General features: G+C 32.9%; 19 protein-coding genes. 11 read left to right on the forward strand and 8 right to left on the reverse strand.

Features of this window, described 5'->3' with window-relative positions:
- Positions 1 to 26: 26 nt before the first annotated feature.
- Positions 27 to 710 carry an alpha/beta fold hydrolase gene (locus ACFFGL_RS14000; protein WP_309727672.1) on the reverse strand — a complete coding sequence of 228 codons (684 nt, stop codon included), beginning with the start codon at positions 708 to 710 and terminating at the stop codon, positions 27 to 29.
- Positions 711 to 812: 102 nt separating this feature from the next.
- Here ACFFGL_RS14000 and ACFFGL_RS14005 point away from each other — a divergent pair, with 102 nt between their 5' ends.
- Together ACFFGL_RS14005 and ACFFGL_RS14010 are read left to right on the forward strand one after the other, a co-directional pair.
- Positions 813 to 1,529, forward strand: a complete 717-nt coding sequence (locus ACFFGL_RS14005) for a pirin family protein (RefSeq protein ID WP_309727673.1) — start codon at positions 813 to 815, stop codon at positions 1,527 to 1,529.
- A gap of 10 nt (positions 1,530 to 1,539) precedes the next feature.
- A complete protein-coding gene (locus ACFFGL_RS14010) occupies positions 1,540 to 1,845 on the forward strand; it encodes an N-acetyltransferase (protein WP_309727674.1) in 306 nt (101 codons plus the stop codon).
- Here the strand turns inward: ACFFGL_RS14010 and mtaB are convergent.
- Positions 1,842 to 3,185: a tRNA (N(6)-L-threonylcarbamoyladenosine(37)-C(2))-methylthiotransferase MtaB gene (gene mtaB / locus ACFFGL_RS14015; protein WP_309727675.1), complete on the reverse strand. Its 1,344-nt coding sequence runs from the start codon at positions 3,183 to 3,185 to the stop codon at positions 1,842 to 1,844. The two genes, ACFFGL_RS14010 and mtaB, sit on opposite strands and share 4 nt — an antisense overlap.
- A gap of 125 nt (positions 3,186 to 3,310) precedes the next feature.
- Here mtaB and ACFFGL_RS14020 point away from each other — a divergent pair, with 125 nt between their 5' ends.
- Positions 3,311 to 4,924, forward strand: coding sequence for an ABC transporter substrate-binding protein (locus ACFFGL_RS14020; protein WP_309727676.1), 1,614 nt, complete (start codon positions 3,311 to 3,313; stop codon positions 4,922 to 4,924).
- On the opposite strand, the gene ACFFGL_RS14025 is transcribed toward ACFFGL_RS14020, so the two are convergent.
- Genes ACFFGL_RS14025 through dapF form a run of 4 tightly spaced genes read right to left on the reverse strand, consistent with a single transcriptional unit; the run spans position 4,921 to position 7,693 of the window.
- On the reverse strand, positions 4,921 to 5,349 hold the full coding sequence (locus ACFFGL_RS14025; protein WP_378928652.1) for a DUF5991 domain-containing protein: 429 nt from the start codon (positions 5,347 to 5,349) through the stop codon (positions 4,921 to 4,923). The genes ACFFGL_RS14020 and ACFFGL_RS14025 overlap by 4 nt on opposite strands.
- A gap of 7 nt (positions 5,350 to 5,356) precedes the next feature.
- The gene (mltG, locus tag ACFFGL_RS14030; protein WP_309727678.1) at positions 5,357 to 6,400 is read right to left on the reverse strand and encodes an endolytic transglycosylase MltG; all 1,044 of its coding nucleotides are present in this window, start codon (positions 6,398 to 6,400) and stop codon (positions 5,357 to 5,359) included.
- The gene (locus ACFFGL_RS14035) at positions 6,390 to 6,920 is read right to left on the reverse strand and encodes a GNAT family N-acetyltransferase (RefSeq protein WP_309727679.1); all 531 of its coding nucleotides are present in this window, start codon (positions 6,918 to 6,920) and stop codon (positions 6,390 to 6,392) included. Before ACFFGL_RS14035 ends, mltG begins: the two co-directional genes overlap by 11 nt.
- A complete protein-coding gene (gene dapF, locus ACFFGL_RS14040) occupies positions 6,914 to 7,693 on the reverse strand; it encodes a diaminopimelate epimerase (protein WP_309727680.1) in 780 nt (259 codons plus the stop codon). The genes ACFFGL_RS14035 and dapF overlap by 7 nt, the downstream gene beginning before the upstream one ends.
- A gap of 111 nt (positions 7,694 to 7,804) precedes the next feature.
- On the opposite strand from dapF, the gene ACFFGL_RS14045 reads away from it, so the two are divergent.
- The 6 genes from ACFFGL_RS14045 (at position 7,805) to ACFFGL_RS14070 (ending at position 15,407) form a co-directional block, all read left to right on the forward strand.
- On the forward strand, positions 7,805 to 9,202 hold the full coding sequence (locus ACFFGL_RS14045) for a S1C family serine protease (RefSeq protein WP_309727681.1): 1,398 nt from the start codon (positions 7,805 to 7,807) through the stop codon (positions 9,200 to 9,202).
- 130 nt (positions 9,203 to 9,332) lie between these two features.
- The gene (locus tag ACFFGL_RS14050) at positions 9,333 to 10,781 is read left to right on the forward strand and encodes a glyceraldehyde-3-phosphate dehydrogenase (protein WP_309727682.1); all 1,449 of its coding nucleotides are present in this window, start codon (positions 9,333 to 9,335) and stop codon (positions 10,779 to 10,781) included.
- Between the two features lie 131 nt (positions 10,782 to 10,912).
- Positions 10,913 to 11,515: a hypothetical protein gene (locus ACFFGL_RS14055; RefSeq protein WP_309727683.1), complete on the forward strand. Its 603-nt coding sequence runs from the start codon at positions 10,913 to 10,915 to the stop codon at positions 11,513 to 11,515.
- 5 nt (positions 11,516 to 11,520) lie between these two features.
- Complete coding sequence (gene trmD, locus ACFFGL_RS14060; RefSeq protein ID WP_309727684.1) at positions 11,521 to 12,198, forward strand: tRNA (guanosine(37)-N1)-methyltransferase TrmD; 678 nt, start codon at positions 11,521 to 11,523, stop codon at positions 12,196 to 12,198.
- Positions 12,199 to 12,310: 112 nt separating this feature from the next.
- The gene (rplS, locus tag ACFFGL_RS14065) at positions 12,311 to 12,664 is read left to right on the forward strand and encodes a 50S ribosomal protein L19 (RefSeq protein WP_309727685.1); all 354 of its coding nucleotides are present in this window, start codon (positions 12,311 to 12,313) and stop codon (positions 12,662 to 12,664) included.
- 517 nt (positions 12,665 to 13,181) lie between these two features.
- A complete protein-coding gene (locus ACFFGL_RS14070) occupies positions 13,182 to 15,407 on the forward strand; it encodes an NADP-dependent isocitrate dehydrogenase (protein WP_309727686.1) in 2,226 nt (741 codons plus the stop codon).
- Positions 15,408 to 15,529: 122 nt separating this feature from the next.
- On the opposite strand, the gene ACFFGL_RS14075 is transcribed toward ACFFGL_RS14070, so the two are convergent.
- Both ACFFGL_RS14075 and ACFFGL_RS14080 read right to left on the reverse strand, forming a co-directional pair.
- Positions 15,530 to 15,784, reverse strand: coding sequence for a type B 50S ribosomal protein L31 (locus ACFFGL_RS14075; RefSeq protein WP_121665725.1), 255 nt, complete (start codon positions 15,782 to 15,784; stop codon positions 15,530 to 15,532).
- A gap of 95 nt (positions 15,785 to 15,879) precedes the next feature.
- Entirely contained in the window at positions 15,880 to 16,419 is a 540-nt protein-coding gene (locus tag ACFFGL_RS14080) for a hypothetical protein (RefSeq protein ID WP_309727687.1), read from the reverse strand.
- A 271-nt stretch (positions 16,420 to 16,690) separates the two neighbouring features.
- On the opposite strand from ACFFGL_RS14080, the gene ACFFGL_RS14085 reads away from it, so the two are divergent.
- A complete protein-coding gene (locus tag ACFFGL_RS14085; protein ID WP_309727688.1) occupies positions 16,691 to 17,224 on the forward strand; it encodes a DUF4199 domain-containing protein in 534 nt (177 codons plus the stop codon).
- 5 nt (positions 17,225 to 17,229) lie between these two features.
- Positions 17,230 to 18,186 (forward strand): glycosyltransferase family 2 protein, encoded by a 957-nt coding sequence (locus ACFFGL_RS14090; RefSeq protein ID WP_309727689.1) that lies wholly within the window; start codon positions 17,230 to 17,232, stop codon positions 18,184 to 18,186.
- The last annotated feature ends 25 nt before the right edge of the window (positions 18,187 to 18,211 follow it).

Genomic DNA, 18,211 nt, shown 5'->3' on the forward strand with positions numbered 1-18,211 from the left:
TTTAGGAAAGATATTAAATATCTTTCTTATTCTGCAAGTTTTCCTTCTGAAATTAAACTTGGTAAATGCTCGTTAAACCAGCGAAAACGATTAATAATCATAACGTGCGTTCCGCCGGGAATAATAATACAATCCTTTATATTTTTTAATGGAAAAATCACATCGTGATCACCATGAATATGAATGGTATTGGGTAATGGTTTTTCTTGATTCCAACAAACCATTTTTTCAATCGCCCAATCTAAGTATTGTTTTTCACTAACCGACATATATTTTTTATAAAGTTTAATTCTTTTTTTAGCAAATTCTCCTACGGGAAATTTCTCTAAAAGTCCTACGTAACCTGCTAAACTTGTCGGTAAAATTTTATACAATTTTGTTTTTCGCGCAAATTTCATTCTACTAGGAAGTTCATCCCTAGATTTTACCGTAGAAATTAAAATTAGTCGCTTTACAGAAATGAGTTTACTTATTTCCTGAACAATTACACCACCGAACGAGACCCCGATTAGCACCGGATTTTCATGCTTAATTTCCGCTAAAATTCGAATGGCATAATCTTTTAAACTTTCATTTTTTTCGGGTATTTTCCAAGCCAACCAATGTACTTCATATTCGGTTTCAGGTAATTTTATAAATTCAAAAATCGAAGGGTTTGCCGCCATTCCCGGCATAAAATATACGTGAGTCAAGCTTTTTTCTTGCTTCATTTTAACAGCGATATAACAGAAAGTTAGCCAGATATGCGCTAACTTTACGGGTACAAAATTATTAGTTTAAATATAATATAAATCACGATAAAGGTTAAATAAATGCGAAAAGTTGTTCACCCGTCTCACACAAGAGGTTCAGCGAATTTTGGTTGGCTAGAAGCGAATTATTCATTCAGTTTTGCAAATTTCTTTAATCCTGAGCGAATTCAATTTGGAATGTTGCGCGTTTTAAATGATGATGTTATTGCAGGCGGAATGGGTTTTGGCAAACATCCGCACGAAAATATGGAAATTATTACCATTCCTTTAGAAGGTGCGCTTCAGCATAAAGATTCGATGGGAAATGAAGGCGTAATTCATGCAGGAGAAATTCAGGTTATGAGTGCCGGAACCGGAGTTGAACACAGCGAATTTAATGCGAGTAAATCTGAAAAAGCAAATACTTTACAAATTTGGGTTTTTGCTGAAAAAGATGGCGTTCAACCACGTTACGATCAACGAAAGTTTAATTTTGAAAATCATAAAAACGAATTAGTTACAGTGGTTTCTCCAAAAGATGATAATGATGGTGATGCGGTTTGGGTTCACCAACAAACTTATTTTAATTTAGGAGAAATAGAAGCCGGAAAAAAAATTGATTATAAACTCCATAATAATTCGCACGGCGCTTATATTTTTCTAATTTCAGGAGAAATAGAAGTTGCCGATGAAACCCTTAAAAAAAGAGACGCTATCGGACTTTGGGAAACAGAGAAAATTGATATCAGCATTCTTAAAGATGCCAAAATTTTACTAATTGAAGTTCCGATGAACTAAATAATATCCCATGGAAAATGAAACATTTGAAATTAAAGACAACGAATTTTTACGTCAATTTGAAGCAACGATTGAAGATGAATTTGTAAAATTGGAATACTCTGACCAAGAGCGTAAAATTTTTCTATCTAAACTTGAAATGAGTGAAGAGTTAAGAGAAAAAGGCTATCAAGAACAATTTCTTACCCAAGTTTTTGATTATATTGAAAAAAAGGGACGACTAAAAATAATTCCGAATAGTAAAGAAGTAAAACGTTTTTTTAAAGCGAATAAAGAAAAATATAGCGACTTAATTCCAATAGGAATAAGCTTTTAAGCTATCGCCACTTCTTCATTCACAAACTCAAACCGAACTAAACCATCTTCATCAATTTCGGTTAATTTTACTTGATGTAACGTATTTATAAATTCAGGATTCCAAGGCATTTTTACTTTTACATAATTTTCAGTAAAACCGTGAATATAGCCTTCTTTGTTTTCCCCTTCAAAAAGTACTTCTAGCGTATTCCCTAACTGACTTTCATAAAAGGCTCGGCGTTTTTTTGCTGACAAACCACGCAACATTTTACTGCGCTTTTTTCTAACTTTCGTCGGTACAACACCATCCATTTCTGCAGCTGGCGTATTCGCTCTTTCGGAATACGTGAAAACGTGCAAATAAGAAATATCTAATTCATTTAAAAAATTATAGGTTTCTAAAAAACGTTCGTCTGTTTCGCCGGGAAAACCTACAATTACATCAACGCCAATACATGCGTTTGGCATTGTCTTTTTGATTTCTTCAACACGATTTACGTATAATTCGCGCATATAACGGCGACGCATTAATTTTAGCAAATCATTGCTTCCACTTTGCAACGGAATATGAAAATGAGGTACAAAGGTGTCACTTTCAGCAACAAAATCTATGGTTTCATTTTTTAAAAGATTAGGCTCGATAGAAGAAATTCGCAGCCGCTCAATCCCGTCGACTTCATCTAAAGCTTTTACCAAATCTAAAAACGTATGCTCGTGCTTTTTATTACCAAATTCTCCTTTACCGTAATCACCAATATTTACGCCGGTTAACACAATTTCTTTAATTCCTTGTTCAGAAATTTCTTGCGCGTTTTGTAAAACATTTTCTAATTTATCGCTTCTGGAAATTCCTCTCGCCAACGGAATGGTACAATATGTGCATTTATAATCGCAACCGTCTTGAACTTTCAAAAAAGCGCGTGTTCTATCGCCAATGGAATACGAACCGACATAAAAATCGGCTTCTCCGATTTCGCAAGAATGTACTTCGCCAAAATCATTTTTGGTAAGATCGTTTAAATAGTCCGTGATTTTAAATTTTTCCGTCGCACCTAACACCAAATCTACCCCATTTACATCGGCTAATTCTTCGGGTTTTAATTGCGCGTAACAGCCAATCGCGATAATGAAAGCTTCTTCATTTTTCTTTTGCGCTTGCTTTACAATAGTTTTAAAACGTTTATCGGCATTTTCGGTAACGCTACACGTATTTATCACATAAATATCTGCTATTTCTGAAAAATCGACACGCTTAAAACCTTCATTTTCAAAAGAACGAGCAATAGTTGATGTTTCAGAAAAATTTAATTTACAACCCAAGGTGTAAAATGCAACGTTTTTATTTTCATTTCTATTCATAAAGCAAACGGCTCCTTTCGTAATCTTTTACTATTATTGTAATGGTTTCAAAAGAAAATTTCAAGTAAATAAAATCTTCAAAAACGGGTGCAAATATACCACCTAAAATCGGCATAAGAAAATTGATGAAATTCATTAACAAAATAAGAATCAAATACTTAGTTATTTTCAGTTTAATTTTTGCATTTATAAGTTGTAAAAATGAGACTAAAAAAAATAGAGAACATCTTGTTTTTCGCTACAACGAACATGCGAATATTACTTCACTGGATCCGACTTTTGCCAAAGACCAGCGCAATATTTGGCCTTGTAATCAATTGTATAACGGCTTGGTTCAACTGGACGACAGCTTAACTATTCAACCAGATTTAGCAAAAAAATGGTCGATTTCTGAAGATGCAAAAACCTATACTTTTTTTCTTCGAGACGATGTTTTCTTTCATAAACATAAAATCTTCGGAAAAAATAAAACTCGAAAAGTTACTTCTGAGGATGTTGTTTTCAGTTTAAAAAGATTAACCGATCCTAAAATTGCTTCGCCCGGAAGTTGGGTGATGCAAAATGTTTCCACTATTTCTGCTGAAAATGATTCTGTTGTAAAAATTGAATTGTCACAACCTTTCCCTGCATTTTTAGGCTTACTTTCTATGAAATATTGTTCGGTAATTCCTACGGAAATGAAAAAATTAGATTTTAGAGAAAACCCGATTGGCACCGGACCTTTTAAATTTAAACGCTGGGAAGCTAACGAAAAATTAGTCTTCAGAAAAAATAATCTTTATTTTGAAACTGATAAAAATAGTAAGCAACTCCCCTATTTAGAAGCGATTGCTATTACTTTTTTACCCGATAAACAAAGTGAATTTTTACAATTTGCTCAAGGAAATATCGATTTTTTAAGCGGTTTAGATCCTTCTTATAAAGATGAATTATTAAGCGTTCGCGGAAAGTTACGTGAGAAATATGCTTCGCGTGTAAATATGTTAACCGCGCCTTATTTAAATACGGAATATTTAGGAATTTATCTCGACAGCAAAACCGACGAAGTAAATGCCGAAAAAATTCGACAAGCTATAAATTACGGATTTAATCGGGAAACGATGATTACTTATTTACGAAATGGAATTGGAACGCCAGCAAATCAAGGTTTTATTCCAAAAGGTTTACCAGGTTTTTCTTCTAAAATTTACTACGACTATAATCCGGAAAAAGCGAAAAAACTCATTAACGATTATAAAGAAAATACCGGAAATTCAAATCCTGAAATCAGTATAAGCACCAATGCGCAATATTTAGATTTATGTGAATACATTCAGCGTGAATTGCAAAAAATTGGGTTGACGGTAAATATTGATGTGATGCCGCCTTCTACACTTCGTCAACAGCGTTCTGCCGGAAAGTTGGACATTTTTAGAGCAAGCTGGATTGCCGATTATCCTGATGCTGAAAATTATTTATCTCTTTTTTACAGTGAAAATTTTTCGCCCAACGGACCGAATTACACCCATTTTAAAAATGAAACTTTCGATGAATTATATGAAGAAGCTATAAATACATCTTCCGCTGAAAAGCGTGTTTTACTTTATAAAAAAATGGATTCTATTATCATGAAAAACGCACCGGTTGTTCCTCTATATTATGATGAAGTTATTCGTTTTACACAAAAAAATATAAATGGTTTAGGTATAAATCCAATTAACTTATTGGATTTAAAAAGGGTTAAAAAAGAGAAAAACTAATTTACTTTAGAAAAGCAACGTAAACAATTTTCTTGTGATGACCTTTTTAGTTTCGGCTGAAATTTTTGCCAAGTAGTTTTTAGAACTGAATCTTTTACATATGAAAACTGAAATAAAGTTTCATTTTTATCTAAATTATCTTCACTAGAAAGAGATTTTATAGACAATTTTTCCCCTTCTATTTTTCCGTAAACAGCTATATCTACAAAAGTTTGTTGACCGTTAATTTTTAAATTGCCATAGATTTTTTCATCAGCCAGAGAATCTAACTTTAATTCCCAATTCATTACTTGATAATAATCAGCAAGTGCTTTTACTGGTTCTTCAAAAAATAAATAATTTCCTTTCCATTTCTGTAAATTATTTTTTTCACAGGAAGTAAAAGTTAACAAAAAGAGTATGAAAAAAATATTTAAAACTTTCACTTAAAAATTATCGATTAATTCCCATTTTATTAATCCATCGTACATAAGCTTGTCGGTTTACATTGTGTTGATGTAATGATTTCGCGAATTTATGATAGCCTGGGTTTTCTGGATCGGCAACAAAATATAAATAGTCGTGATTTTCATAATTCAATACCGCTTCAATAGAAGAAATATCAGGCATCGTAATTGGTCCCGGGGGTAATTCTCGATACATATACGTATTATACGGAGAATCGACTTTTAAATCTTTATATAATACTCGTTTTATAACGGTATCAAAATCTTTATTTTGTTTTTTAACCGCGTAAATTACGGTTGGGTCGGCATCTAATTTTATCCCGCGTTTATAGCGATTCATGTAAACTCCGGCAACACGTTTTCGTTCGTCTATTTTCGCGGTTTCTTTTTGAACGATTGAGGCTAAAACATTTACCGACTTCGGATTCAAATTTAATTTTTCAGCCTTTTTGGTTCGGTTTTCATTCCAAAATCGATTGTATTCTTTTAGCATGCGCTCTTGAAATTCTTCTGCTGAAGTATTCCAATAAAATTCATATTGATTTGGAATATACATCGCAAGTGCATTTTCCTGTGTAAAATCATGTTCGGCTAAAAAAGTAGAATCACGCATGGTTTTCAATAACGATAAACTATCGGCTTCGATTTGTTCGGCAATTCTTCCGGCAAGATTTTCTATGCGTTCTTGATTATTGAAAACTACTTTTACCGGTGTATTTTGACTACGAAGTGTATTAATCATTTCGTTATTATTCATTCCTTTTTTCAGAATAAATCTACCCGGTAAAATATTGTTTGCATAACCTTTTCGGCGCGCAACAGCATCAAAAGTAGAAATATCATCAATTTTATGGCGCAATTGCTCAATAACCTCTTTATAATCGGCATCGGTTTTTACATAAACATTTGTAGTTTGCTGTTCAAACTTTGTATTTGGAGCAAAAATGCTATTGTAAACATAATAACTGAAAATCCCTAGCCCGATTACGCCTAGCAGTGCAATAGCAAGAATTATTTTTTTAATATACATTATTAATTAATTGGTATAAATATTCTGTTTTATATTTTCCATTGACTAAATTCCAGTCTTTTTTTTCGCCTGTTTTCACGAAACCTTGTTGCTGAAAAAGTTTCTGGCTAACTACATTTTCTTCAGAAACCCCGGCATAAACTTGATGCATTTTTAAATGCGAAAAAGCATATTTACATAATAATTGTAAAGCTTCTGAACCTATTCCTTTTTGTCTATTTTCTTTTTCAGCAATTAAAATGCCAATTGCTGCACGATGATGTTGCGGTTCAAAATCAAAAATATCTATTAAACCTAAACTTTTTTGCTGAAAATCTTCGATAACCAAACGTAATTGCTTCACTTCAAAAATATCTAAATGCGCGTTTTCTAAATATTGCTTGATTAAAAATTTAGAATAAGGCGTTTGCGTAGAACTAAGTTCCCATAAATCTTCATTATTTTCGATTTCGTAAATAAATTCAAGATCTTCAGGTTCTAACGCCCTCAATTTTATATTTTTTCCTTGAAGTGTTAGCATACAATTTTACCTTCAAAAACTTGTTGCGCTGGTCCTGTTAACCAAACATTATGATATTTCCCGTTATCTTCTTCAAATTGAATGGAAAGTTTTCCGCCGGGTGTTTTTATAGAAACATTTTGGGTACTTACTTTTTCTGAAAAATGAGCAGCAATGGCAACCGCAGTAACGCCTGTTCCACAAGATAAAGTTTCATCTTCTACACCACGCTCAAACGTTCTAACATTTAAAAAATCTTTCGCCGATTCTACAAAATTCACATTAACGCCTTCTGTTTTATAAAGCTCACTATTACGAATTTTTGCTCCTTCTTTTTTTACCTCTAACGCTTGTAATTTTTTTGTAAAAACAATATGATGCGGAGAACCGGTATCTAAAAAATAAGCACCATCAATTTGCTTTATATCAGTCACATTTTGCATCTGTAAACTGATGGAATCATCCGAAATTTTAGCTTCGTGCTTTCCATCAATCGCTGTAAAAGTGGCACTGTTTTTAACAATCCCTAAAAATTCGGCAAAACGAACAAGACATCTTCCGCCATTACCACACATCGTACTTTCATTTCCGTCAGCATTAAAATAAACCATTTTAAAATCATCTCCTGCAACCGAAGAATTTTCTAATAAAATAAGTCCGTCAGCTCCTATGCCAAATTTTCTGTCACATAATTGCTTAATAAGTTTGGTATCATTTTTGAAAATTTTATTTCGATTATCGATCAAAACAAAATCATTGCCTGTACCTTGATATTTATAAAATGTTAGGTTCATTTTTTATTTTTAATGCAGGCAAATATACGATAATAAGAGAGAAGTTAAAGCTGTAATAAAAGCTTGAATTCTCTTAAAAAGAAGTTTAATTTAGAGTCAAAATTTATAAAAATGAAAAAGTTTTCTAGTCTTTTATTAGTTTCTATGCTTGGCGGAGTGTTAACACTAGGAAGTTATAAATTATTTTTAGAAGAAGAAACGCCAACTTCCTCTCAAACAACTGTACAATTACCAGAAAGCAAACCCAGGTTTGTGTCGAGTAATACTACTCCTAATTTCACGGAAACTCCAGATTTTAGAGAAGCTGCCGATAAAACGGTTCACGCGGTTGTTCACGTAAAAAATGTAGCAATTTATGAAGGTCCCAGAAATATTTGGGAATATTACAGCGGAAGACAAAAAGGAGATAAAGCTTTACAAGGCGCCGGTTCTGGTGTGATTATAACGCCCGACGGTTACATTGTTACCAATAATCATGTAATTAAAGGCGCTAGTGAAATTCAGGTTACGTTAAATAATAATTTAACCTATACCGCTAAAATTATTGGTACCGATCCTCAAGCTGATATTGCTCTCTTAAAAATTGACGCTACCGATTTAGATTACATTCCTTTTGGTGATAGCGATAATGTAAAAATTGGCGAATGGGCGTTAGCTGTGGGAAATCCATTTAATTTAACTTCTACCGTAACTGCAGGAATTATTAGCGCTAAAGGAAGAGATTTAACTGAAGGTGAAACCAGAATGCCCTCTTTTATACAAACCGATGCCGCGATTAATCCGGGAAATAGCGGCGGCGCGTTAGTGAATACCAATGGAGAATTAATTGGAATAAATACCGCGATTACTTCCAGAACAGGAAGTTATATTGGTTACGGTTTTGCAGTTCCCAGTAATAATGCTAAAAAAATTGTAGAAGATTTACTTGAATACGGCGACGTTCAACAAGCGATTATTGGAATAACCGGTTCAACTTTAAATCCGGAAGCCGCAAAAGAAAATGAATTGGCAATTTCTCAAGGGGTTTATGTGCTTTCCGTAAGTAATGGTGCCAAAAAAGCAGGTTTACGTGAAGGCGATTTAATTACAAAAATTGACGGTATAAAAGTTAGAAAATTATCAGATCTTACGGCTTATATCGGTACAAAACGACCTAAAGATGAAGTGGAAGTTAACTTTTTTAGAAATGGGGAAGAAAAAACAAAAACAGTTGCTCTAACAAAATTTGAAAGTTTTGCCTTAAGTGTTGCCGGCGTAGAAATTATAAACGCAGAACCTGAGTATTTACAGCGTTTTAAAACCAATCACGGGGTAAGAATTAGTAGAACCTTATCACAAAATTTTAATATCCCTACCGATAAATTCATCATCACAAAAATTGATGGAAAAGAAGTAAATAGTGTAGCTGAAGTTAAAAAAATAATGGAAAATAAAGTTGAAGGCGCACAAACCAATGTTACTTTTAGAAGTATTACCGGTCAAGAAGAAAGTTATTCCTTTAGAGAATAAGAAATTATTAACTTGTATTTGAAAATCCTCTTACGAAATTTTGTGAGAGGATTTTTTAATTTTATGTTATCAAAACGTTTTAAATCTTTATTTTTGCACCAAGCTAAAACCTTAACACAACAAAATTAACATGAGTCAAAACGAAGTTTACGAAAAAGAACTTTCTTTTCAAGCTGATCGTAGAAGAGCTACCGTAGAATTTATTAAAATTGTAAGTGATCTTTGGTACGATAAATCTATTGAATTAGTCCTTTTCAAAAATCAATTAATCGATAGAAATGTAAGCGAAATTTTAAACTTGCATGAATACGCAGGTGAATTTGTACAGAAACCGATCTCTATTTTCGATTCTGTAGAAATCGCGCAAGCTATTCAGACCTTAGATCTTCCAATGGCAAAATTAGACATTGGTAAATTAACCTACGAATATCATTTAGAAGATTCTAATTACGAAAATCCTACCGCTTTTGTAGCCGCTAAATTAGAAAATGCGAAATCGTACAAAAATATAGAACCAAAAGACGTTGTTCTATATGGTTTCGGAAGAATTGGTCGTTTATTGGCTCGTGAATTAATGACAAGAACCGGAAAAGGAAGTCAGTTAAGACTTCGTGCTATTGTAGTTCGCGGAAATGTAGATAGAACTGTTCTTGAAAAAAGAGCTTCTTTATTAAAAAGCGATTCTGTTCACGGAGTTTTCCACGGAACGGTAAGCATAAATGAAGAAGAAAGCGCTTTAATTATAAATGGAACTACCGTTCATATTATTTCAGCAAACAATCCTGAAGATATCGATTATACTTCTTACGGAATCGACGATGCGTTGATTATTGATAATACCGGAGCATTTAGAGATGAAGAAGCGTTAAACAGACATTTAAAAGCAAAAGGTGCGGCAAAAGTTTTACTTACTGCTCCAGGAAAAGGTGTTCCTAATATTGTTCACGGGGTAAATCATAAAGATTACGATCCGGATAATGTTCATGTTTTTTCTGCCGCTTCTTGTACAACAAATGCAATTACACCGGTTTTAAAAGCGGTAGAAGATTCTCTAGGCGTAGAACACGGCCATTTAGAAACAATTCATGCCTATACAAACGACCAAAACTTGGTCGATAATATGCACAAAAAATACCGTCGTGGTCGTGCTGCGGCACTAAATATGGTAATTACTGAAACCGGCGCAGGAAAAGCGGTGGCAAAAGCATTACCGGTTTTAGAAGGAAAATTAACGTCTAATGCAATTCGAGTTCCGGTTCCTAATGGATCGTTGGCAATTTTAAATTTAACATTGAAAAACACAACTTCTGTTGATGCTGTAAATTCAATACTTAAAAAATACGCGTTAGAAGGCGATTTAGTGGAGCAGATAAAATATTCGTTAGATAATGAATTGGTTTCTTCAGATATTGTTGGGTCTTCAGCTCCTTCAATTTATGACAGTAAAGCAACCATTGTAACCGACGATGGTAAAAATGCGATTCTTTACATTTGGTATGACAATGAATATGGTTACAGCCATCAAGTAATTCGCTTAGCAAAATATATTGCAAAAGTTAGAAGATTTACCTATTATTAATAAATAGATTTCAATTCTAAAACCTATCTGTTTTTTTTGCAGATAGGTTTTTTTATTTAGTAAATTACCGTTTTATTACAATAACGAAACTTGCATCACGTTCTGCATTTTAAATTAAACTCATTCAACCCATGACAACTTTAAAATCTACATTTTTCTTTTTTTTATTTCTTAGCCTAACATTTGTGAATGCTCAAGAGGAGGAAGAAATATCTTCAGATAGCAGCAGTATAAATAGTCAATTTCAAGATATAATTGAAAACTCTAATAATTATCAAGATTATAAAGTTGTAAAACAAATCCGTTTAGAGCAACTTCAAAAAAGTACTGTTGAAGAAATAAATAATTTAAATGATGAAATTGAAGAAACCAACGCTACTATTCAGCAGCAAAAAAATGAAATTCAGACTTTAAAAAATAATTTAGCTGAAACAAAAACGGCTTTAGAAAACGCAACGCAAGAAAAAGATGATATTATTTTCTTAGGTTTTGCTACTGAAAAAAATACCTACCAAACCATTATGTGGTTATTGCTAATCATTCTGGTTCTTATTTTGGTTTTCTTCATCTATAAGTATAAAAGCAGTAATACACAAACGAAAGAAGCTCAAAAACGCCTTGCTGAAGCTGAAGCAGATTATGATGACTTCAGACAAAAATCCTTAGAAAAGCAACAAAAACTTGGCAGAATGTTGCAAGATGAAAAAAATAAACAAGCTAAAAACGGAAACTAAATACCATGCGTATTGATATTATAACAGTTGTTCCCGATATTTTAAAAAGTCCTTTTGAAGCTTCTATTTTAAAACGAGCCATAGAAAAAGAACTCGTAGAAATACATTTACACAATTTACGCGATTACACAACCGATAATTATAAACAAATCGATGATTATCAATTTGGTGGTGGCGCAGGAATGGTAATGATGGTAGAACCGATTGACAAGTGTATTTCAGATTTAAAATCTCAACGGAAGTATGATGAAGTAATTTATATGACGCCCGACGGTGAAACTTTGGATCAGAAAATTGCCAATCAAATTTCGTTGCAGAAAAATATTATTATTCTCTGCGGCCATTACAAGGGTGTAGATCAACGCGTTAGAGATCATTTTATTACGCGGGAAATCTCTATTGGTGATTTTGTACTTTCCGGCGGAGAATTAGGAGCTGCCGTTTTGTGCGATGCGATAATTCGACTTATTCCGGGAGTTTTAGGAAACGAAACCTCTGCCCTAACCGACTCTTTTCAAGATAATTTACTAGCGCCACCAATTTATACCAGACCCGCAGAATATAAAGGATGGAAAGTTCCTGAAATATTAACCAGCGGTAATTTTCCGAAGATCGAAGAATGGCGTGAAAATGAGGCGTATAAAAGAACACAAGAAAAAAGACCCGATCTTTTAAAAGATTAAAACAAAATAGTTGTAAAATTTATAAATACTAAGTAATTTTGCAGCCGCTTCTAAATTAACCTCTGGCGAAAATCGCGAATGTTGCTTTAGGTTCATCTTAATAAAATAAACCATGGAATCGTTAATTAAATTTGTTCAAGACGAATTCGTAACGCAAAAAGAATTCCCAAAATTCTTAGCGGGAGATACCATTACGGTATACTACGAAATTAAAGAGGGTAGCAAAACTCGTACACAGTTTTACCGAGGAGTTGTTATTCAAAAGAAAGGAACCGGAACCGCACAAACTTTTACAATTCGTAAAATGAGCGGAACTGTTGGTGTAGAGCGTATCTTCCCAATAAACCTTCCTGCACTTCAAAAAATTGAAGTAAACAAAAGAGGTAAAGTTCGTAAATCTAGAATTTACTACTTTAGAGAACTTACCGGTAAAAAAGCAAGAATTAAAGAACGTCGCTTAAATTAATTAAGTGTTGGTTAAACTAAAAAAGCTTTCAATTAATTTTGAAAGCTTTTTTTATGAACAAAAGTTAATAACACCTGTTTATAACCAGTTGAAAAATAAATAGTTGCAAAAATTAGTTCGTTATTCTTTTTTGAGCTATATTTATGTAACAATTTAAGATAGGGTAAAGTAATGACAAAAGGATTTACTTCCATATCTACAAACATAGCTTAGTGAAATTGTAAAAATTTAGTTTAACTAAGCACTATTCGGAAATGATTTTGCTTTCTCATTTTTGTAGAAAGTTCATCAAAGAAGCTGTTAAGTGAATTATTTAAAAATCATTTCCGAGAAAGCCATTTTGTTATTCTCAATAGCAAAATGGCTTTTATAGTTTGTAAAAAATTCTTTTATATTAACAGATTTCTAATATTTTCTGCATCAAAAAAACCCTTCTCTTTTAGTATATTTGTGAATCAATGAAGAAAAGTTATTCTATAAGATAACTAAAATTTTAACGCTTAAAACAAACCAAAAAATGGCTGATAAAGAAAAAATTATCTACACCAAAACCGATGAAGCTCCTTATTTAGCAACGCACTCACTTCTACCCATCATAGAATCGTTTACAGCTTCTTCTGGAATAAACATAGAAACAAAAGATATTTCACTTGCAGGAAGAATTTTAGCAGTGTTTCCACACGTGCTTACGGAAGATCAAAGACAAGAAGATGCTTTGGCTCAATTAGGTGAATTGGCTAAAAAACCAGAAGCTAATATTATAAAGCTTCCAAATATTAGTGCTTCAATTCCGCAGTTAAGAGCAGCTATTACAGAATTACAAGCTAAAGGTTATAAATTACCCGATTATCCAGATGAACCAAAAACCGCTGAAGAAAAAGAAATTCAAGCTACCTACGATAAAGTAAAAGGTAGCGCGGTAAATCCTGTATTAAGAGAAGGAAATTCTGATAGACGAGCTCCAAAAGCGGTAAAGAATTACGCAAAAAAGAATCCGCACAGAATGGGAAAATGGAGCAGCGACTCTAAATCTCACGTGGCGACGATGGAAAAAGGAGATTTTAGAGCGAACGAGAAATCAGTTACGATCGATAAAGATTGTAAAGTTTCCATTCAACTAAAAAATTCTGAAGGAAACACTACAAAACTAAAAGAAAATATTTCCCTGTTAAAAGGCGAAGTAATCGACGGTACATTTTTAAGTAAAAAAGCGTTAATTAAATTCTTACGAGAACAAATTAAAGACGCAAAAGACCAAGGAATTCTGTTTTCGCTTCATATGAAAGCGACAATGATGAAAGTTTCAGATCCTATTATTTTCGGTCATGCGGTAAAAGTATTTTTTCAAGATGTATTCGATAAATACGGAAAAGAAATTCAAGAAGCCGGCGGAGATCCTAACAGTGGTTTAGGCGATGTTTTAACGGCAATCGGTAACTTACCGGAAGAAAAAAGAAATGCGATTGAAAGCGATATTCAGAATGGTTTAGAAAACGGTCCTGATATTGCGATGGTAAATTCAGATAAAGGAATTACCAACTTACACGTGCCAAGTGATGTAATTATTGATGCTTCTATGCCGGCAATGATTAGAACTTCCGGGCAAATGTGGAATAAGAATAACGAAACACAAGATGTAAAAGCCGTAATTCCTGATAGCAGTTATGCGGGATTATACCAAGCGACGATTGATTTCTGTAAAAAACACGGCGCTTTTGACCCTACAACCATGGGAACGGTTCCTAATGTGGGCTTAATGGCTCAAAAAGCAGAAGAATATGGTTCGCATGATAAAACGTTTGAAATTTCAGAAAACGGAACGGTTCAAGTTGTTGATAATGAAGGAAACGTTTTAATTGAACACAACGTCGAAGAAGGCGACATCTGGAGAATGTGTCAAGTAAAAGATGCGCCAATTCAAGATTGGGTAAAATTAGCGGTAAACAGAGCTAGAGAAACTGGTTGGCCAACCGTATTTTGGTTAGATGAAGAACGCGCCCACGATGCCGAATTAATTAAAAAAGTGAATACTTATTTAAAAGATCACAATACAGATGGTTTAGATATAAAAATTATGTCTACCGAAAAAGCTACAACTTATACGTTAGATCGTGTAAGAAAAGGTGAAAACACAATTTCGGTAACCGGAAATGTACTGCGTGATTATTTAACCGACCTCTTCCCTATTTTAGAATTAGGAACGAGTGCAAAAATGCTTTCTATTGTTCCGTTGATGAATGGCGGTGGATTATTTGAAACCGGAGCCGGTGGTTCTGCACCAAAACATATTCAGCAGTTTTTAAAAGAAGGCCATTTACGTTGGGATTCGTTAGGTGAATTTTTAGCACTTTCTGTTTCGTTGGAACATTTAGGTAAAAAGTACGATAATAAAAAAGCTTTAGTTTTATCTGAAACACTAGATGACGCAACAGATAAATTTTTAGATAATAGAAAATCGCCTTCCAGAAAAGTGAATGAACTTGACAACAGAGGAAGTCATTTTTATTTAGCGTTATATTGGGCACAAGCACTTGCGGCTCAACAAAAAGATAAAGATTTACAAGCCGAATTTTCTGAAATTGCAAAAGCGATGGAAGAAAACGAAAAGCAAATTATTCAAGAATTGAATGACGCTCAAGGAAGTCCTGTAGATATTAAAGGTTATTACAAACCAGAAGAGGCGCTTGTTTACAAAGAAATGCGCGCAAGCAAAACTTTAAATAAAATTATTAATAAAGAATAAGGTTTATCCTTAATTATAAAAAAAGCCTGAAGAAATTTCTTCAGGTTTTTTTATGGATAAAATTTGAGCATAAAAAAACCTCTAAAATAATTTAGAGGTTTTTTTATATACATTCAAGAAGTTTATTTTTTCTTAAACTTCGCGTATTTATTTTTAAACTTGTCGATACGTCCTGCAGAATCTACTAATTTTGTCTTACCTGTATAGAACGGGTGAGAAGATCTTGAAATTTCTAATTTTACTAAAGGATATTCTTTACCTTCAACTTCAATAGATTCTTTTGTATTTACAGTAGATTTAGTTAAAAATATTTCATCATTAGACATATCTTTAAAAGCTACTACTCTATAATTCTCTGGATGTATTCCTTGTTTCATCGTCTTAAACTTTAAATCTTATGATTTTTTCGAGTTGCAAATTTAAATAATTCATATAATAAAACAAGTATTTTATTATCTTTTTTTGAAGGTTTTTAAAACATGCTAATAGACGCTAAACTTTTGCCTTCAGAAACATTTTCAAATAAACGTGAAAAATCTAAATTTTCTGCATTCACTTCCCAATTTTGTAAACGAGAAACGACATTTTCGCCAATAAAAACCGTAACGCCTCCATTTTCTTCTAAATTATTACTAAAAATTGGCATTATTTCATTCGGAATTTCTGGGTCTTTGTAACTGTACGAATGCTTATTATTATAAATCAATTCAATTATATTTCCTTTATTAATAACTTCAGAAGAAGCTAATTGGTAAAATTTATTTTCTTTTTCATTATAAAGAAGATGGTTCCGTTTATCGATTTTTAAAATTGTACTGTCTAATACCGTTTTTTTAGTTTGTTGATTATACGATGGATAAACCGTTTTTATCATCATATAATTTTTATTTGCCGTTACATATTTTTCAAACGTAGAAACTTTAATAGACTGATGTTGAATTTCTTTTAAAATCGCTTCGGTAATGTTATCATCTAACGAATCTTTAGAAATTTGTAAGTTTTTCAAATTCATATAAAGATCCGTTTTATAATGTGCCGAATAAGTCTCCTGTTGGGCTTTCGCTGAAAAAATAAAAGCGACAGCGACAACAAATAATAACATATTTTTTCTCATAAGTAAAGAATTGGTAGTTAAACAATTATAAATGTAAAGCTATTTTTTAAATTTATAACTACCCATTACTTGGTAATTTTGTATCTCCATTTTTAAAAATTTCACTCCTACTTGTAACCTTTTACTATATTTGTATACTTACTAACCAACCAATTAATTTGAAAATATCATGGAAAACCAATCAACCGTAAAATCTACCGCTTCTTCATATGGCTTAACCTTAGGAGTTGTTTTAACTGTATTTTTAATTCTGCTTTATGCATTTAGTTTAGAAATGCTTACAAAATGGTGGATTAGACTTTTCGAATTTGCAGCCGTACTAATTATCGCCATTATGGCGATGGCAAAAAGCAAAAAGAAATGCGATTCTCTTTTCACTTATAAAAATTCATTCACAGCTTATTTTTTAGTTGTATTAATAGGACTTTTAATCTATCATATTGTAAGTTACGTTCTTTTCAACTTTATAGATCCGGAAGCTGCACAATATGTATTAGAAAAAGCGATGGAAATGAGTCGTTCTATGATGGAAAGTTTTGGCGCACCACAAGATCAGATTGATAAAGCTATTGAAGAAATGGGAAAACAAAATCAATTTTCTTTAAAAAATCAAGCTATTGGTTTTGCATTCAGTTTAGCTTTTTATAGCGTTATTGGTTTATTGATTGCACTTATTTTTAGAGAAAAAGAAACCACTCACTAAGGCTTATGCAATTATCTATTGTAATTCCACTTCTTAACGAAGAACAATCTTTACCCGAATTATATAATTGGATTGTAGATGTAATGCAATCCAATTCTTTTTTTTATGAAATCATCTTTATCGATGACGGAAGCAGCGATAATTCTTGGCAAATTATCGAAAAACTTGCCCAAGAAAACCAAGCGGTAAAAGGAATTCACTTCAGAAAAAATTACGGCAAATCGCAAGCGTTGCACGCCGGTTTTAAAATTGCTGAAGGTGAAGTTGTGATTACAATGGATGCCGATTTGCAAGATAGTCCCGAAGAAATCCCGGAATTATACCGACTTATTCACGAAGAAAACTACGATCTAATTTCCGGTTGGAAGAAAAAACGATACGACTCTGTATTATCAAAAAACCTTCCTTCAAAATTATTTAACGCCGCGGCGCGGAAAACTTCCGGCTTAAAATTGCATGATTTTAACTGCGGACTTAAAGCCTACAAAAATTCCGTCGTAAAAGATATTGATGTTTACGGGGAAATGCACCGCTACATTCCGGTTTTAGCTAAAAATGCCGGATATCATCATATTGATGAAAAAGTAGTTCAACACCAAGCGCGAAAATACGGAACCACAAAATTTGGAGCGGAACGTTTTATTTTTGGTTTTCTCGACCTCATTACTATTTGGTTTTTATCACGTTTCGCCAAGCGCCCCATGCATTTATTCGGTTCGCTAGGCGTAATGATGTTTTTAGTGGGGTTTGTTTCTGCCGGATGGATTGGTATTTCAAAACTTTATAAACTCTGGCATCACATTCCAGATATTTTAGTAACCGATAATCCGTGGTTTTTTATCGCGCTAACGGTTATGATTTTAGGTACTTTATTATTTTTAGCCGGTTTTCTAGGGGAACTTATTTTACGAACGCAAAAAAATCCTGAGCGCTATAAAATAAGTAAAACCTTAAATTCTTGATGCGGACTCTCATTTTATCCGTAAT

The organism is Mesonia maritima (assembly GCF_042433895.1).
In the GTDB taxonomy this organism is placed as follows: Bacteria; Bacteroidota; Bacteroidia; order Flavobacteriales; family Flavobacteriaceae; genus Mesonia; species Mesonia maritima.

Bases quoted from the DNA above. Each gene is read 5' to 3' on its own strand.
- ACFFGL_RS14000 (WP_309727672.1), bottom strand. From the start codon at position 710: ATGAAGCAAGAAAAAAGCTTGACTCACGTATATTTTATGCCGGGAATG.
- ACFFGL_RS14005 (WP_309727673.1), top strand. From the start codon at position 813: ATGCGAAAAGTTGTTCACCCGTCTCACACAAGAGGTTCAGCGAATTTT.
- ACFFGL_RS14010 (WP_309727674.1), top strand. From the start codon at position 1,540: ATGGAAAATGAAACATTTGAAATTAAAGACAACGAATTTTTACGTCAA.
- mtaB (WP_309727675.1), bottom strand. From the start codon at position 3,185: ATGAATAGAAATGAAAATAAAAACGTTGCATTTTACACCTTGGGTTGT.
- ACFFGL_RS14020 (WP_309727676.1), top strand. From the start codon at position 3,311: ATGAAATTCATTAACAAAATAAGAATCAAATACTTAGTTATTTTCAGT.
- mltG (WP_309727678.1), bottom strand. From the start codon at position 6,400: ATGTATATTAAAAAAATAATTCTTGCTATTGCACTGCTAGGCGTAATC.
- ACFFGL_RS14035 (WP_309727679.1), bottom strand. From the start codon at position 6,920: ATGCTAACACTTCAAGGAAAAAATATAAAATTGAGGGCGTTAGAACCT.
- dapF (WP_309727680.1), bottom strand. From the start codon at position 7,693: ATGAACCTAACATTTTATAAATATCAAGGTACAGGCAATGATTTTGTT.
- ACFFGL_RS14045 (WP_309727681.1), top strand. From the start codon at position 7,805: ATGAAAAAGTTTTCTAGTCTTTTATTAGTTTCTATGCTTGGCGGAGTG.
- ACFFGL_RS14050 (WP_309727682.1), top strand. From the start codon at position 9,333: ATGAGTCAAAACGAAGTTTACGAAAAAGAACTTTCTTTTCAAGCTGAT.
- ACFFGL_RS14055 (WP_309727683.1), top strand. From the start codon at position 10,913: ATGACAACTTTAAAATCTACATTTTTCTTTTTTTTATTTCTTAGCCTA.
- trmD (WP_309727684.1), top strand. From the start codon at position 11,521: ATGCGTATTGATATTATAACAGTTGTTCCCGATATTTTAAAAAGTCCT.
- rplS (WP_309727685.1), top strand. From the start codon at position 12,311: ATGGAATCGTTAATTAAATTTGTTCAAGACGAATTCGTAACGCAAAAA.
- ACFFGL_RS14070 (WP_309727686.1), top strand. From the start codon at position 13,182: ATGGCTGATAAAGAAAAAATTATCTACACCAAAACCGATGAAGCTCCT.
- ACFFGL_RS14075 (WP_121665725.1), bottom strand. From the start codon at position 15,784: ATGAAACAAGGAATACATCCAGAGAATTATAGAGTAGTAGCTTTTAAA.
- ACFFGL_RS14080 (WP_309727687.1), bottom strand. From the start codon at position 16,419: ATGAATTTGAAAAACTTACAAATTTCTAAAGATTCGTTAGATGATAAC.
- ACFFGL_RS14085 (WP_309727688.1), top strand. From the start codon at position 16,691: ATGGAAAACCAATCAACCGTAAAATCTACCGCTTCTTCATATGGCTTA.
- ACFFGL_RS14090 (WP_309727689.1), top strand. From the start codon at position 17,230: ATGCAATTATCTATTGTAATTCCACTTCTTAACGAAGAACAATCTTTA.